The organism is Paenibacillus sp. 23TSA30-6, from assembly GCF_014858585.1.
In the GTDB taxonomy this organism is placed as follows: Bacteria; Bacillota; Bacilli; order Paenibacillales; family Paenibacillaceae; genus Paenibacillus.
Map to the genome: position 1 here is coordinate 217,385 of NZ_SLTL01000003.1, position 15,018 is coordinate 232,402.

Below are 15,018 nucleotides of genomic sequence, written 5' to 3' on the forward strand. Positions count from 1 at the left end.
CTGCTAAAATAACGTATCCCCGATGTAGCCGCCTTGCGATACACCCGGGAAGCAGGCGAACACCGCACTGCCTTTGTGTACAATGTATTCGTTCAGCTTGTCATTGCGCGCAAGCTTCTCCTGAATGTGGACGAACTGCTTGAATAGATCACGCTGGTAGCTGATGAACAGCAACCCGGCATCGAGCTGTCCTGTTTGCTTATCCAATCCGCTCGAATAAGAATAAGACCGCCGCAAAATATTAATGCTCCCGTCCCCATGAGCCAATGCCACATGAGAGGTGGGGGGCGTAATCGGCTTGCCTTCCGGACTTGTGGCCGCCAGATCAAGCTTGTCGAACTCCTTGGCCTTGCCCAGTGGGGCCCCGCTGCTGCGATGGCGTCCGAAGGTATCCTCCTGGTCGCCCAGTGTCGAGCGATCCCATACCTCTACCCGCATGCGTACACGCCGCACAGCCATATAGCTGCCGCCGCCCATCCACGCAGGACCGTCACTCGCCTGTGTCCATACCAGTCGGTTCATCTCATCAGCCTTGGAGGTATCCGGGTTCCCCGTACCGTCCTTGAAGCCGAGCAAATTCCGCGGCGTGCTTCCCGCCGGATCGGCCTGTGCTGTCCGCTGGAAGCCTTCCTGTGTCCAGCGAAGCACCGCCGTTCCTCTGGCGATACGCGCCAAATTACGCAGGGCATGGAAAGCTACCTGCAAATCATTGGCGCATACCTGTACCCCGATATCGCCGCCGCACCATTGATCGTCCAGCGCATCGCCTTGAAAGCGAGGCAGCTCACGAAGTCCGGCAGGTTTAAGCCCTGCCAGACCGTAGCGCCCATCAAAAAAGGACGGACCCACACCAAAGGTAATCGTCGTCCGTGACGGCGATAACCCCGCCGCTTCGCCCGTATCGGACGGAGGCAGGTTAAGATTTTCGTTATCGTTGCCGATCAGCGCGCCGGAAGTCATCGTAGCGGTGGCTTCTGTCCAGGCTTTAAACAGGCTGCGCACCCGTTCCTTGTCACTCGTCGTTAGATCAAAGGCGGCGAAGCAGATGAAATCCTGTGCCGGAGTCACAATTCCAGCCTGATGCTTCCCGTAAAAAGGAACCACATCCTTGGTATCCGCATCCGTCATCATGCTTTCGAGCCGTTGGCTGGCTGTCAGCACAGCCCCCACGCCACCGCCGCCGAGCAGGAGACCCAGTCCCCCGACCCCTGCCAGCTTCAATAGATCCCGGCGTGATACAGATTTACTCTTTCCCGACAGCTCACCAACCTCTGGCTGAACATCCTTTTTGACCAGATCAGCCTGTTCTTCATGGGATTCTGCATGCTGCTGCGATGGTTGTCCCTTTTGCCGCTTAAAGCCTTTCATATCGTTACACTCCTAACAATTTTCCCATTTGGGACAACGGCTCTGCCAGAGCATCAAGGTTTTGGCTCAGCTTTTTAATTTCTTCCGGTTTAAGCTTCGTATAAGATACATAGCCTTCGCCTTTCTTGAAAGGAGCCAATTCTTTCTGCAATGCCTCAAAGCGCTCGCCAATTTGCGTTTCCAACGCTGCATCTTTTTGGTTCAGGTCTGTTTTCAAAATCTCATATATTTTTTGTGCGCCCTCTACATTAGCTGCAAAGTCGTATAAATCCGTGTGGGAATAACGTTCTTCTTCACCCGTCACCTTGGAGGTGGACACTTCGTTCAGCAGCTCGACTGCGCCCGTTACCATCAGGCTGGCGTCAATGTTGACCGTCTCCACCTTGGCACGCAGCAGCTTTGCATCACTCAACAGGCGGTCGGAAAACTCGTCCAATCCTTTGGTGGTGTTTTCTTCCCATAATGTCTTTTCAATCCGGTGAAACCCGCGCCAATCCGCTGCATCCACATCACCGTCACGCGCATCAATATTCGGGTCAAGATCGCCCAGCGCTTCCGCAATCGGTTCAATCCGTTCATAGTACATACGTGCAGGAGCATACAGCGCCTTGGCTTTGTCCAGCTCGCCAGCTTTGACCGCGTTCGTGAATTCTTCTGTCTTTTTCACAAACGTATCGCATTGCTCTATGGCATAGGCACGGTAAGCGGCCACCGCTTGATCAAAATTGGGGGCAGAGGTCGCAGGAGTCGTTGTCTGTGTAGTTGCTCCTGCATCTTTGGTCGTTGCAGCGGGCTGCTGAGTAGCAGTTCCGGTTTGGCCGCAACCAGCGAACAGAATAGAAGAAACCAGCACTCCGGCCGGTACGGCATAACGTAGTTTCATAATTAAAGAACACCCTTTCTGGCCAAGCGGCCATGAACCATAGTCTGTTGCGCGATATCTATATGCATCATTATTTTGATAATGATTATCAGTCGCGGTTTTTCTTATCATAAGGCTGCCCCATATGCCTGTCAATACATAAAATTAGACGCAGAGTCTAATGATTCAGCAAAGGCTGAAAATAAGTGCCTAGGCCCATTTTTATCCGCATATTGAACCATACCTAAGCACGTGACATAAAATGTGTTGACTGTATCCCTTAACCTTGTTACACCACACAAAACCCGAGCAAGGAGGGGTGAAATTGACGAAGGGTAACGACCACAAAAACAAGTTTTTGTTAACTCACCGTGAACGTGAAGTATTTGAACTGCTTGTGCAGGACAAAACAACACGTGACATCGCCGGACAACTATTTATTAGTGAGAAGACGGTGCGTAACCATATTTCCAACGTAATGCAGAAACTGAACGTAAAAGGTCGTTCACAGGCGGTCGTGGAATTAATCAGGCTTGGCGAAATAAAAATCTGACCTCTTGTTCCTTGCGGGGTGCAAAGTCTTCTCGATGATCCTTCAACAGTGAAGGCTGGTCGGGAAGGCTTTTGTTTTTTTTAAAATGCATAAAATATATTTTATTTCTAAAAAATACAACTCTTGGGCAAACATAGCTGCGACAAGATTAGCGGCAATAACGTAACAGCATAGGATGGCAATAACAATAGCACTTCCTACAATTATGATGTGATGGATCGTCGTGCTTCCGTTGCTAATGCCAAAGGTGAGGTTGCGAAATATAACCAAAAGTGAAGAGAATTTAACGAACTGGGACAGGTTATTAAAATAACTGATGAGAAAAATCAGGAAAGTAAACAAGTATTATGACTAATTGGAAATCGAACTAAGCTTAGGGAGCCATTTGGCAGCGAAATCTCTTATACCTTTGATGACCTTAATCGGTTAACGTCAGCGGGAACAGAGTCTTCATCTCCAGATGCCAAATATACGCATTACAAAAATGGTCTACTGGATCAAACGGTTTCATTAAGCGGTTTGAACCGTTTGAACTACCGATTCTTAGTGCTGAGATTGGAAACTTCGTTAAGTAAATTGGAGTGAAAAAGCTTTAAATGGCTATGACATATGTTAAATATAGATAAAAAAAGGGCGAGGATTGTAAAATAGGAGACTTTATTGTCAATGTGTTTACTTCGAATATGATAAAATAAGAACGTATGATTCCGTAAGCGTTAGTTGGGGAGGAGTGGGAGTTGAGAAATTGGACAATCGTACAGATATCTTAATATACCAGACAGAAGATGGGAATACCAAAATAGACGTGAAACTGGAGAACGGCAACGTTTGGATGACTCAGAAGGCAATTGCAGAGTTATATCAGACTACGTCTCAAAACATTACGCTTCACATTAAACACATCTATGGAGAAAATGAACTAGCTTTTGATGCAACTTGTAAGGAATACTTACAAGTTCAAATTGAAGGTTCAAGAGAAATAAAACGCAAGGTCAAGCATTACAATCTTGAAATAATTATTGCTGTCGGGTATCGTGTCCGCTCGCACAGAGGCACGCAGTTCAGACGGTGGGCAACCGAGCGGCTTAATGAGTACCTTGTCAAAGGCTTTACAATGGACGATGAGCGTTTGAAAGATATGCGTCACTTTGGACAAGACTACTTCGATGAATTGCTCCAGCGTATTCGCGACATCCGTGCATCGGAGAAAAGGTTCTATCGCAAGATTACGGATATCTACGCCTTATCGGTTGATTATGACCCCCATTCCAGTGTGTCCAAAGAGTTTTTCGCTACTGTACAAAACAAACTTCATTTTGCCGTCCATGGTCATACCGCGGCAGAGCTGATTGCCGAGCGAGCAAGCGCTGATAAAGGCAATATGGGATTAACAAGCTGGAAAGGCGACAAAGTAAGGAAGAGCGATATAACCGTAGCCAAGAACTATTTGACCGATAAAGAAATACAGGCATTGAATCGCATCGTAACGATGTATCTGGACTATGCGGAAGATCAGGCGGAACGTCAATCCCCGATGTATATGAAGGACTGGACCCAGAAGCTGGACTCATTCCTGAAATTCAATGAGCGAGATATTCTGATAAATGCAGGAAGTATTTCGCAAGAGATTGCAGAGAAGTTGGCGACAGCAGAGTACGACAAATACAATCGACAAAGATTGGTTATGGACACAAGTGATGATTTTGATGAATTTATCAAACAAAATCAATTGGATAAAAAGTAGTGCCCTTTTACCTTAACAACAAGCTTGGTGTGTTTCAAACCCCATCGCGAATGTAATGCAGAAACTGAACATAAAAGGTCGTTCACAGGCGGTCGTGGAATTAATCAGGCTTGGCGAAATAAAAATCTGACCTCTTGTTCCTTGCGGGGTGCAAAGTCTTCTCGATGATCCTTCAACAGTGAAGGCTGGTCGGGAAGGCTTTTGTTTTGTAGGATGACTCAACCAAGTGAGCCAACGTAAAAACAAGCGATTGTCGCAGAAAGAGACAATCGCTTGTTTTAATCATTTGTAGTTTAAAAATCATAATCCAGAAGCTGTTCCTGACAGTTAGCTATTCTTGATAACTCCGATTTGGGATGCCCAAGTCGGTTTGTTTTTTCACTGCACATCCAGCAGGAACAATGAATTTTCCCTTTGGAGAATGCACCGTCGAATTTGGCGACCCATCCCCGGTGTGCTGAAAGTCGCTTCTTACGCTGAATAACTCGCTTTCTGTGGTGTCTAAAATAGGCTTGATTACGTTTTTTTCGGTTAGGCTTCATTACCATCACGCTCCCTTGGGCAAAGGCTCAGCCCGCAGGAGAAACCAAGGGTATAATCAATACTCTACGGGCAGAGCGTGATGGTAATCTGATTTATATGATTAGGCATGAGTCACCTGCTTGGAGTTATTTTAAAGGTGAAAGTGGGAAGTGGATCCCAGAAAAAAATTCTTCAACGACTTGCACATCGGTTCGACTGGTATGAAAGACATACAACTCACGTGTAGGGTACAGCTTTTTATACTCTTAGTCCATTATATCACAGTGATAGCTGCAATGAGGATTCAGTGAAAACCGTTCACGGCTATTCGTTTTAATAATTTAGTAAAAAGCTATGATCTGTTTTTTTAATTACTGAGTGCGTGCTTCAAAATGTATTTCCAATGTAATGCAGAAACTGAACCAAAAAGATTAATCATAGATGTTTGGGGAATTAACCAGGCTCAAGGGATGTTATTTTTCTTCTTGATCATTCTTTGTAGTTTATTATTTTTAAAATTCAAATAGTGAACAGGATGAAAGAGAGTAGTGCCTTTTATTTTTGTCGCTAGTACCTGTAAAATACTAAATCAGTAAAGGAGGCCACATGGCGAATCCTCACGATCTTATCCCTAAACATAAGTCGGATTTTGATAGCATTAATCAATTGAAATTGTGCAGTAAGGAAGAAATTCGGCCCATAATTCCTGAGCTTTTTACCTGGTTACAAGACAGTAATTGGCCCATTTCAGCGGAAGTAAGAAATATTTTGTTCCAGTTCGATATGGAGCTAATTCCAGTCATCCGGCAAATATTAAATTCAAACGATAGTTCATGGAAGTATTTCGTGCTTATACATTTTTGTAAGCAGCTTCCCAATGCTTTACTTGAAAAGTTAACATACGAACTAAACAGACTCAGCACCAATCCGAGTGAAAACGATAAATTAGAAGAGATCGATCAGATTGCGAAGGAGATTTTAAACGATTAAACCGCTGAAAAATGTAGGAATTTGTGCATAAGTGTTGTACTATATAGGGAAGAAACTACCATTAGTTCATCCGCCAACCTACATGAATGGTTTAATGTTGAAGACTGTACCACAAAGTAATAAAAAGATAAAAATGCATTTTGTGATAGTCTAAGGAGGCGAGTATAGATCCCTGCGAAATCAGTGCTCAGGATATAGACAAAATGGAAGACGGCTCGGGTTTTGAGTTATACTTGTATTAAAAGGATCACAAGGCAGAAAGGCTCGTTGCTTCAGGTAGGAGTAAGTAGCTTTTGCTTAGGTCTACCTGTGGTATATTCTTGATCGGAGGTGAACGGGGAGACATATGACACAAAACGAACATTTGATGACCTATACGCTGAACAGCGGCATAAAGGGAACAGTCGACCTATCCAGTAAGCAGGTTCAGGAATGGATAAAAGCATATCGAATTGGCAGCAAGTTTGTAACGGTAGTCGGTAAACAGTATTTTGGTTTGAATCCTGAATTGGTAGCAGATTTTAAGGTACATAATGAATACTCGGAGCAGCGGGATCATATATCCATGATACAGCCTGCAATGGTAAGTAAAGCTGTAGACGTAGACCCGTTGGTAGAGGCGTACAGTCAGTATAAAACGTTGATTCAGGTAGAGTGCAAATGCGGAGCTTCCTATATAGAAGAGTCGCCGCACAAAAGAACCAAGTGGTCATGCAAGGAATGCAATAACATTGTGTTCCTGGATCGTAAAAAGGGCATGGTGGATACGGGAAAAGGCAAGGCGTGGTATATGACCAACAAATACTATGTGGAAAGACAAAGCAATTGACCTAGGTCAGTTGCTTTTATTCTATATGTCCATTCCCTGAACTTTATAAATCAGCTATAACCTTTTGCCAAATAATAAAATTGATGTTTTTTGCGCTTTGTAGTACATTATCAAGTGTATTATAAGGAGGCTTCTCATGTACGGACATAGACAAGATGATACTTTATACATCATGACTTACACATTAAATAGCGGTATCAAGGGCACAGTGCCTTTGTCTAATCAACAGATACAGGAATGGCTTGAGTGTTACAGAATCGGCAAGAAATTTGTAACCGAGATTGGCAAAGAGTACTTTGGGCTGCATGCGGAACTGGTCGCTGATTTTAAAGTTCATAATCAATATTCAAGCTATCAGGAAGTCATTATCCCGGTTCAACAGCCGGATACTGGCTTGAAAGAGCTGTCCCAAGCTTACAAATCAACAGAAACCTTGATCAAAGTAGATTGCAAATGCGGCACCTCCTATGTAACGGAATCTCCCTTTAAGCGGACCAAGTGGTACTGCACTAAATGCCGGGAAATTGTTTTTCTCGACAACAAAAAGGGAATGGTCGACACTTCCAGAGGCAAGGCTCATTTTATGACCAATAAGTATTTTGTGGAACGGGAAACAACTGGCGTATAAGCCGGTTGTTTTTTTGTACGTAAGGTTTGTATATATCCTAATTTTTCAAAGCCGAGTGCGTTATAGTGAAAAGGGGGGCTTATGGAAATGTGGAGTATTTTGCTGAATCACGTTTTGTTAATAGGATTTCTGGCTGTTTTGATTCAACAGATCTACAAGCATCGCTTTCATCAGCAAAATGGTAGCAGTTTTCTGCTATGCTTGTGGGGTATCTTGCTTAATCGGTACAATAGCTTGTTTGAACTGACAACGTTGTACACGGTGTATACTGTTATTTTCGCAGTAGGAGCATTGTTGTTTGGAGGCTTCTGGCTTGTGCAGCTATTTGAAGAGGGGAAAGAGAAATCTTGATATAACGATAGTCAGGTGGTGAACGTCATTCGGGAAAATCATACGAACAGCGCAAGGAATCGCATGAGCACGAACAGTGTGTACATAAACGAAACACTTCATCTGGAACAAATTATAAGTGACTTGCGGGTGATGGGCTATGTGGCCTTTCATCATCATCCGCAAATTACAGGTGAGCTTGAAGAGCTGAAAAAGCAACTATTGTCGTTTTTTCAGCAGCATCATGTATTGTGGATTGAGCTTGACCCGCTAACGCAATATGCGGTGGTGAACAACATGGGGAAGGCCACGGTGCTAAAACTTATGGGTCGGAAAATGAACCCGCTGCGTGATCTGAGAGCGAATGCTGCTTTGGCCGGGCAACCGCTTCACGAGTTGGATCGGGAAATAGAGCGGTTGAATCGGCTGGTTCACCTGTTGCGCTACACCCGTTTTTCTTAGGCGACGGCAGCCATGTAAAAAAGCATTCACGAAGCATGGTTGATCACATGCCGTGAATGCTTTTTTTTGGTATCAGCTTACACAGATTTCAAAAACTCCACAATGGTCAGTAGACCCTTATCGAAATTTTCCAAATTAAAATGCTCGTTCGGCGCATGCAAGTTTTCATCCGGCAAGCCGAAGCCCATCAGTACGACTGGAGCGGTTAGCACACGGGAGAAGGTTTCCACAATTGGGATGGAGCCGCCGTCCTTGGTAAACAGGGCGCGTACACCGTATACCTTCTCAAAAGCATCCGCCGCTGCTTGCAGAAATGCGTGTGACGGGTCGATGTTAAAGGCGTTCGCTTTTTCACCCTGCTGGATGTCCAGCGTGGCACCTGTCGGAACATGGGCGCGCAGATGGCGCTCAATTTTGTCCAGAATGTCCTGCGGATTCTGGTTGGCAACCAGGCGGCACGTAATTTTCGCATGAGCTTCCTTCGGAATGACCGTCTTCGTGCCTTCGCCCTGGAAGCCGCCATACACGCCGTTCAGCTCCAGAGTCGGACGTGCCCCGACACGCTCGACGAAGCTGAATCCTTCTTCGCCGTAGAGGGAATCAAGCGCAAGATCCTTTTGCAGCTTGCTCTCATTGAAATCTTGCTTCACGAACTCTGCTCTCATCTCAGCCGATAGTGGCGCGACATCGTCGTAGAAGCCGTCGATGCTGACGCGTCCCTTGTCGTCATGCAGCGTTGCCAGCAAGGACACTAGGGCATGCAACGCGTTCGGCACACCGCCGCCAAAGGAGCCGGAATGCAGATCCGTATTGGCTGTGCGGATCGCAACTTCCAGTGAGCACAATCCGCGCAGACCTGTGCAAATGGCAGGCTTGCCTTTTTCGATCAGGGAGGTGTCGGATACCAGTACAGCGTCGGCAGCCAGACGGTCTGCACCTGTCTGCAAAAACTCAAGCAGGCTCGGGCTGGACACTTCTTCCTCGCCTTCGATGCAAAATTTGATATTCAGCGGCAGCTTGCCTTCCTGCTTCAAAATGGCTTCGACCGCCTTAATGTGCAAGAATACCTGACCCTTATCGTCTGTAGCTCCGCGCGCATACAGCTTTCCGTCGCGGAACGACGGCTCGAACGGTGGAGTTTCCCACAGATGAAGCGGGTCGACCGGCTGTACATCATAGTGACCGTACACGAGGATCGTCGGTTTGCCGGGTGCATGCAGATAATCCGCGTACACCAGCGGATGGCCTTTAGTCGGAATAATTTCAACGTTTTCCAATCCAGCAGACGTCAGTTTGGCGGCAAGCCAATCGGCTGCTTTGTTAATGTCTCCTTTATGCTCGGATAATGCGGAAATACTCGGAATGGACAACCATTCCTTCAGCTCATCAAGCTGCTGCTCTCTAACCTTTTCGAAATATGCGGAATAACTCATGATTTATGTATCCTCCTCTTTCATTGTGCGGTTTTTGCTCTATCCTCCGAACCAAGGCCGTGGACGATATGTATAGTTTACTACGTTTTGCGCTGAACGAAAAATCGCGATGGTAGATGTGTTAAAAAATAGGCGACCTGTCCGGTCTGCTTAGACCCGAACAGATCGCCCGTCGAATAGTGGTGAAGCTACGCTCGAAGGTCTAGTTGACCTCCGAGATGAGGCTGTACGCTTTTTTCCATCATCTGGATCAATGCTTGTCCCTGTTCACCAGCTTGATCCTTAGCCATGCCCAATACTTTCACGCTCACGGCTTGCGCCAAGCTGGCCTGGCTCATACCCGTTGATAATGCTGCGATATCCATGTTTTCATTCCTCCTTTGTCGTGAAGACTCTTACTATTTATCGGTCAGAACTGTTATTTGTTTCATCCAATTGGAATTGTGCCAGCAAATCTTGGAGCTGTTCTGCCAGACGGGTTAAATCTGCGGCAGAGGAACCGATCTCTTCCATGGAGGCGAGCTGTTCCTCTGCGGCCGCAGATACCGTCTCGGTATGGGATGCGGCTTCTTCGGCAATACGTGTAATTTCCTCCATACTGCCGACCACTGCACTTGTTCCTTGTGCTACTCCTGCTGTAGAAGCTGAGACGTTATCAAGCTGCTTCGCCGATTTAACGATCGCTCTACGAATACGGGAGAAGGAGCGGCCGGACAGATCCACGGAATTAATGCCTTCGCTTACGCGCTCTTTGGCAGATTCCATCGAGGTCAGGGCCTCGGATACGCCGTTTTGAATCCCTTGAATTTGCTCACGGATCTGTTGTGCCGAATGAGCTGAATTTTCCGCCAGCTTGCGGACTTCAGTCGCTACAACTGCAAAGCCTTTACCATGCTCTCCGGCGCGTGCTGCTTCAATTGAGGCGTTCAGGGCAAGCAAATTGGTCTGGCTGGCGATTTCTGTAATGACCGTGACAATCGTTCCGATTCGCCCGGATCGTTCACTCAAAGCGCCAATAATCGCATCCAGCTCTTCCACTGTAGTACGAATGCCATCAATGGAAACGACACTATTGCCGATATGCTCACTGCCTGCATCCGACGCCTGAATGGCCTGTGAAGAGTAGGTGGTCATTTCAGTCATAGCCTCAGTCATGGCTGCGATATCTGTTGACATGCCTGACACACGATCCTGATTTTCTTTGGCACTGTTGGCTTGTCTTTCGCTACCTGCGGCTACATCCTGAATGGCTACGGTCACATGCTCAATCGCGCGGGTGGTTTGTTCTGCACCTGCTGCGAGCTCTTGCGAGGAGGCCGACAGATTGCCTGTCATGGCTTGGATTTCTCTGATCATGTTACGCAGATTATCTACCATTTGCTGAAAATATCTCGATAATTCGCCGATTTCATCTGTGCTGTTCGTAGCGACATTGATGGAAAGATTGCCTTGGCTGATAGCATCCATAGAATTACGCAATCTTTGGATCGGTTTGAGTATACTGCTGATTAGCCACAGCGCCAGCACACCGATAATGATAGCTGAAATGACCAGCACCACGATAGTCGTGATGAGGATCGGCTTGGCGGAGGCACTTGTTTCCGACTTGTCCATCGTTCCGGCAATTTTCCAGCCCGTCAGCGTATTGGTTTTAAAAATCAGGTTTTTAGATACGCCATTCAGATCGTAATCAAAGCTGCCTTCCTTGGAGGCAAACAGTTGCGGCAGTTTTTCCCCCAATTGGGTACTTCCGCTGACTTCTGTCGGGTGGGTAACGATGCGCTTAGTGTTATCCAATATCATGACATAACCATGCTGCCCGATTTTTAAATTCGTAATTTCCTTTAAATTATTCAGGTTCAGGGAAAGACCGAGAACACCGCTATTGTCAGGAAGCGTACGTGAAATATACACAACGGCGACCTTAGCCGTATTGAGTCCGACAGGGCTGATTACGGTTTGCCCGGGTTTCTCCATGGCCTGTTTGTACCAAGGACGCTCACGAGGATCGTTTTTGGAGCCTACGGCTTTGCCAATGATGAGTTTTCCTTCGGGAGTTCCTACGAACATATCGAGGGCTTCCGCATGCATTTTCAAATAGATTTGCAGCTCCGTCAGGAGTGCTGCATCTGCTTCTGGAGTGTTGTCACTGGCCGTCATCGTAGTAGCGTAATATTCGATATCTGCAATTTTGGCTTGAATCGTCTGGGTGACTGCGCGGTCGGCTGCGGTAACGCTAGTCGTCGCACTGTCCACTAATTGCTGGTCTGTCTGGTTATACGCTGCCTGATAAGAAAAAGAGCTGACAATAATGCTAGGAACAAGCATGACTAGCAGGAATGCTGCTGTCAATTTTTTGCGAAGCGTTAAAGTTTTCAGTCGTTTCAGTTGTTTCATCAAACCCCCTGCTTTCTATGTACATTTCAATTCCAAAATTTATATTGTATGTATTTACTATCGGCTATTTTAAGCGGATTTGATAGATTTATTGCTAATTTGTCCAATACGCTTAAGAATTTCTCGCATAACATGGAGTATCTTGCAATTTGGAGGGATAAGCAATGGGTTTTTTTCTGGATATGAGAAGTTCAACAAATTCATCAAAAACAGGTGAGGGTCCCGATATCCAGCTGGGTCCTGAACCGGAGCGGTTCGGCCTGATTGGGCTGCGAACCTATCTCGTACCGGGTCCGGTAGTGACCTTTAGCGGTTCCATCGGTCTGATCGGTGAGCTTGGTGATACGTATGCGATTGAAATCGTGCGTGGTGCCGAATACGATCCGAACGATGTGATTTACCGGGCAGAGGGTGTACTTGGCGTCACAGGAGCCACTGAAACGCAAGCTTTTAATGCACAGGATCTTTCCGCGCCATGGGCGATACAAACGGTGTATTCCTCTTATATTTCCGGGGTATCGACGACCGTACGTAACGGTCCGGAGGTATTTACTGGCATCGCTTCGACTCCTTTTTTCTAAATATATCAGACGAGTATTTACTTAATTAAGAGCTTGCTGCAACACCCAGAGTACAAATATCCTGGGTGTTGTTTGCTGTAAGCTCATCAGTTCAGGCTCCTAGAATCGGAGCGTCTCGTCCCATGTGACCGATTCTCCATATTCTGCTTCCCGGATTCTAATTCTTTAAAATCTCTCGCAAATACCCTGTCAACTCATCTGCTGCTTTGGTATGGGAGGGGAGCCCGGGATGGCTGCGAGATCCTAACGTTTCTTCCGTCGTGTTCGGCAGTTGGAACACGGACACATTCCGATCCCTCGTTCTTTTCTTGTACGCGTCTACCGCCCGGTAGATCGCTGGCATCATCGGAGTGCCAAGCATCCCATAGGCCCACACAATATGGGCAGCAGGATTACAGGTCCGAAGCTTGGCAAGAAAATTTGTGATAGCGTTTTCAAAAGCTTGTAAATCTTCTTCATTGAATGAACCGTCCTCGTTCAAGCGTTGCTTGTACACTTTCCCATTTACGGGGTCCGTCCATGCAGGAGAATAAAAGGCTCCCCCGTCATTAGTCCCCAAATTCACCACGACCACGTCCGGCTGCCATGAGGTAAAATCATGATCGGAAAATGCCCCTAATGCTTCATTTTTCTCTCCGGTGAGCACACCACATACCTGCTCATAATATGCCGGAATGTTCGCATGCGGATTATTATCCCAGCTTGTTAGGACACCCCATCCGCTTTGTGATAACACTCGGTAGTCCGCATTCAGTGCTTCGGCTGTTATGGCTGTATAATTGCGTAGTGCCGTGAACAGCATGGGGACCCAGTCTGTCTCCTCCTTCGCTCCAATTGTTCCTTCTCCCGAGGTAATGCTGTCACCGATAAATTCCACCTTGTGGGGCTTATCGGTGACCGGCAGTAATTCTCCGTCAACCCTCAGGGCATGAATTTGCAACAAGCAGCGCGAGTCCGAACTCATAGGCTGGACATCCTTGACCACCCGGACATTTTTAACCATGTCAGGATTCATTCCTCTCAAAAGACAAATCCAATGCCGTCCTGCGCTCACCATCAGGCGGCTCATCGGGGCACCATTGATGACAATACTGATCCAGGACTCATACACTTGGTAATCGGCCTCCATTTCAATCCACAGCTCCGAGCCTTTGATATTTAATTCAATGCCGCTGCCTGTCCAAAACAGAGTTAGTGGTGCAAGTGTTTGCATAGTTCGACCATGAATCTTTACATGCTTAGCTTTGGTAAGTGGATATGTCTTCAATTTCTTGTTAGGTGTCATTTCCAATATCCTCCTCATGATCTCCAATTTAATGCTAGTTTCTATAATATTGTAAAATAAGTGACGGGAAATCTCAAAGTCTATTTTTAAGCAAATAAGATTTCAAGGCTTTATATGGATATTCCATGCGACCACGGACTTTAGGACGGTTTGTGATAGCCAAAAGCACCAGCAAAATCTTGAATTTGCTGGTGCTTTTTTGATATGAGAAGCAGAGGCTATCCATTAATTCGCTTTGCCGAACATTACGATATTAATTGCCTTGCCGAAGTCTATACCTACTTTGCCAGTTAGTTCTGCCGTTTTTTGCGCCAGTACGACCGCATTGACCCCGCAGGAGAATAGCGCAATATCAAAGTCATCTTTATGCGCTGCGATCCACTGGAGCGTTTTATCCATTTGTTCATATTGATGAAATGCAAGCGTGTGCGGGATATGCAGCTGATACGGCTCGGCTTCAAGGACGGGCTTCACTTCGGCGGCTGTACGGGTGACGAGCAGGATGCGCCGATTTTTAAGCATGTCCCAGAAAGCGGGTGTCTCAGCCAAATACCGGTTCAGGCAGGCATGGCAGGTCAGCGCAGGAGAGAGGCCGTAATGGTTAAAAACCTGGTCGGTCAGCTCCCGCTTCATATAGGAAGGTGCTTTGATAGATTCGTCATCATAAGGCAGGATACCAGCAATGTCGGCTTTGCGTACCGCCTCGGCCACCGCATCTCGCAATTCCGTATTCGGTAGAAACAATCCTTTTTGCCCGAGATTGGCTTTGACTGCCCAACGTTCCTGCAACACCTTTTCCATCGGCCAGACGGTATCCTGAGACAAAATCAAATTTTCACCATCCCCAATCCGAATGAACGAGAAGGGCTGCTGTTGATCCAGTGCCAACTTCAAATGATTCAGTACCTCGTCAATCTCCAGATACTTTGGCTTAGTCATATCATGCTTCCTCCCTGTCTATCCTTCTTCTTCAGCTTTTAGAATGGCGAAAAAAACTCTGTATTCTATCATATGTCGAAAGCGGCAAGGTTTTT

General features: G+C 46.5%; 16 protein-coding genes and 1 pseudogene. 9 read left to right on the forward strand and 8 right to left on the reverse strand.

Annotated features, from left to right (window positions below; translation table 11 throughout):
- Window positions 1–3: 3 nt before the first annotated feature.
- Entirely contained in the window at window positions 4–1,368 is a 1,365-nt protein-coding gene (efeB, locus tag E0698_RS04260; protein ID WP_044645713.1) for an iron uptake transporter deferrochelatase/peroxidase subunit, read from the reverse strand.
- A 4-nt stretch (window positions 1,369–1,372) separates the two neighbouring features.
- Window positions 1,373–2,251 carry an iron uptake system protein EfeO gene (gene efeO, locus E0698_RS04265; RefSeq protein WP_192510721.1) on the reverse strand — a complete coding sequence of 293 codons (879 nt, stop codon included), beginning with the start codon at window positions 2,249–2,251 and terminating at the stop codon, window positions 1,373–1,375.
- 304 nt (window positions 2,252–2,555) lie between these two features.
- Between efeO and E0698_RS04270 the strand changes: the two genes are divergently transcribed.
- The 3 genes and pseudogenes from E0698_RS04270 to E0698_RS26620 form a co-directional block, all read left to right on the forward strand.
- Window positions 2,556–2,783: a helix-turn-helix domain-containing protein gene (locus E0698_RS04270; RefSeq protein WP_134912963.1), complete on the forward strand. Its 228-nt coding sequence runs from the start codon at window positions 2,556–2,558 to the stop codon at window positions 2,781–2,783.
- Window positions 2,784–3,528: 745 nt separating this feature from the next.
- The gene (locus tag E0698_RS04275) at window positions 3,529–4,527 is read left to right on the forward strand and encodes a virulence RhuM family protein (RefSeq protein WP_192510722.1); all 999 of its coding nucleotides are present in this window, start codon (window positions 3,529–3,531) and stop codon (window positions 4,525–4,527) included.
- 31 nt (window positions 4,528–4,558) lie between these two features.
- Window positions 4,559–4,657: pseudogene (locus E0698_RS26620) on the forward strand (helix-turn-helix domain-containing protein); the annotation flags it as partial.
- Between the two features lie 163 nt (window positions 4,658–4,820).
- Here the strand turns inward: E0698_RS26620 and E0698_RS04280 are convergent.
- Window positions 4,821–5,069 carry a hypothetical protein gene (locus E0698_RS04280; protein WP_192510723.1) on the reverse strand — a complete coding sequence of 83 codons (249 nt, stop codon included), beginning with the start codon at window positions 5,067–5,069 and terminating at the stop codon, window positions 4,821–4,823.
- A 586-nt stretch (window positions 5,070–5,655) separates the two neighbouring features.
- Between E0698_RS04280 and E0698_RS04285 the strand changes: the two genes are divergently transcribed.
- The 5 genes from E0698_RS04285 (at window position 5,656) to E0698_RS04305 (ending at window position 8,288) form a co-directional block, all read left to right on the forward strand.
- Complete coding sequence (locus E0698_RS04285) at window positions 5,656–6,039, forward strand: DUF5071 domain-containing protein (protein WP_134912964.1); 384 nt, start codon at window positions 5,656–5,658, stop codon at window positions 6,037–6,039.
- A 346-nt stretch (window positions 6,040–6,385) separates the two neighbouring features.
- Window positions 6,386–6,868, forward strand: coding sequence for a hypothetical protein (locus tag E0698_RS04290; RefSeq protein WP_192510724.1), 483 nt, complete (start codon window positions 6,386–6,388; stop codon window positions 6,866–6,868).
- A 136-nt stretch (window positions 6,869–7,004) separates the two neighbouring features.
- Window positions 7,005–7,496 (forward strand): hypothetical protein, encoded by a 492-nt coding sequence (locus tag E0698_RS04295; protein ID WP_025686288.1) that lies wholly within the window; start codon window positions 7,005–7,007, stop codon window positions 7,494–7,496.
- Window positions 7,497–7,577: 81 nt separating this feature from the next.
- A complete protein-coding gene (locus tag E0698_RS04300) occupies window positions 7,578–7,847 on the forward strand; it encodes a hypothetical protein (protein WP_192510725.1) in 270 nt (89 codons plus the stop codon).
- A gap of 63 nt (window positions 7,848–7,910) precedes the next feature.
- Window positions 7,911–8,288 (forward strand): hypothetical protein, encoded by a 378-nt coding sequence (locus E0698_RS04305; RefSeq protein WP_187644878.1) that lies wholly within the window; start codon window positions 7,911–7,913, stop codon window positions 8,286–8,288.
- 77 nt (window positions 8,289–8,365) lie between these two features.
- Here the strand turns inward: E0698_RS04305 and E0698_RS04310 are convergent, their stop codons facing one another.
- From E0698_RS04310 to E0698_RS04320, 3 genes are all read right to left on the reverse strand, one after another.
- A complete protein-coding gene (locus tag E0698_RS04310) occupies window positions 8,366–9,721 on the reverse strand; it encodes a dipeptidase (RefSeq protein WP_134912967.1) in 1,356 nt (451 codons plus the stop codon).
- 188 nt (window positions 9,722–9,909) lie between these two features.
- Window positions 9,910–10,086 (reverse strand): YjfB family protein, encoded by a 177-nt coding sequence (locus E0698_RS04315; protein WP_082067275.1) that lies wholly within the window; start codon window positions 10,084–10,086, stop codon window positions 9,910–9,912.
- A gap of 37 nt (window positions 10,087–10,123) precedes the next feature.
- Entirely contained in the window at window positions 10,124–12,118 is a 1,995-nt protein-coding gene (locus tag E0698_RS04320; RefSeq protein ID WP_192510726.1) for a methyl-accepting chemotaxis protein, read from the reverse strand.
- 164 nt (window positions 12,119–12,282) lie between these two features.
- Between E0698_RS04320 and E0698_RS04325 the strand changes: the two genes are divergently transcribed.
- Window positions 12,283–12,699, forward strand: a complete 417-nt coding sequence (locus E0698_RS04325; RefSeq protein WP_149094756.1) for a hypothetical protein — start codon at window positions 12,283–12,285, stop codon at window positions 12,697–12,699.
- Between the two features lie 157 nt (window positions 12,700–12,856).
- On the opposite strand, the gene E0698_RS04330 is transcribed toward E0698_RS04325, so the two are convergent.
- Window positions 12,857–13,984, reverse strand: a complete 1,128-nt coding sequence (locus E0698_RS04330) for an SGNH/GDSL hydrolase family protein (RefSeq protein ID WP_192510727.1) — start codon at window positions 13,982–13,984, stop codon at window positions 12,857–12,859.
- 225 nt (window positions 13,985–14,209) lie between these two features.
- The gene (locus E0698_RS04335; RefSeq protein WP_192510728.1) at window positions 14,210–14,923 is read right to left on the reverse strand and encodes a GT-D fold domain-containing glycosyltransferase; all 714 of its coding nucleotides are present in this window, start codon (window positions 14,921–14,923) and stop codon (window positions 14,210–14,212) included.
- Between the last annotated feature and the right edge of the window lie 95 nt (window positions 14,924–15,018).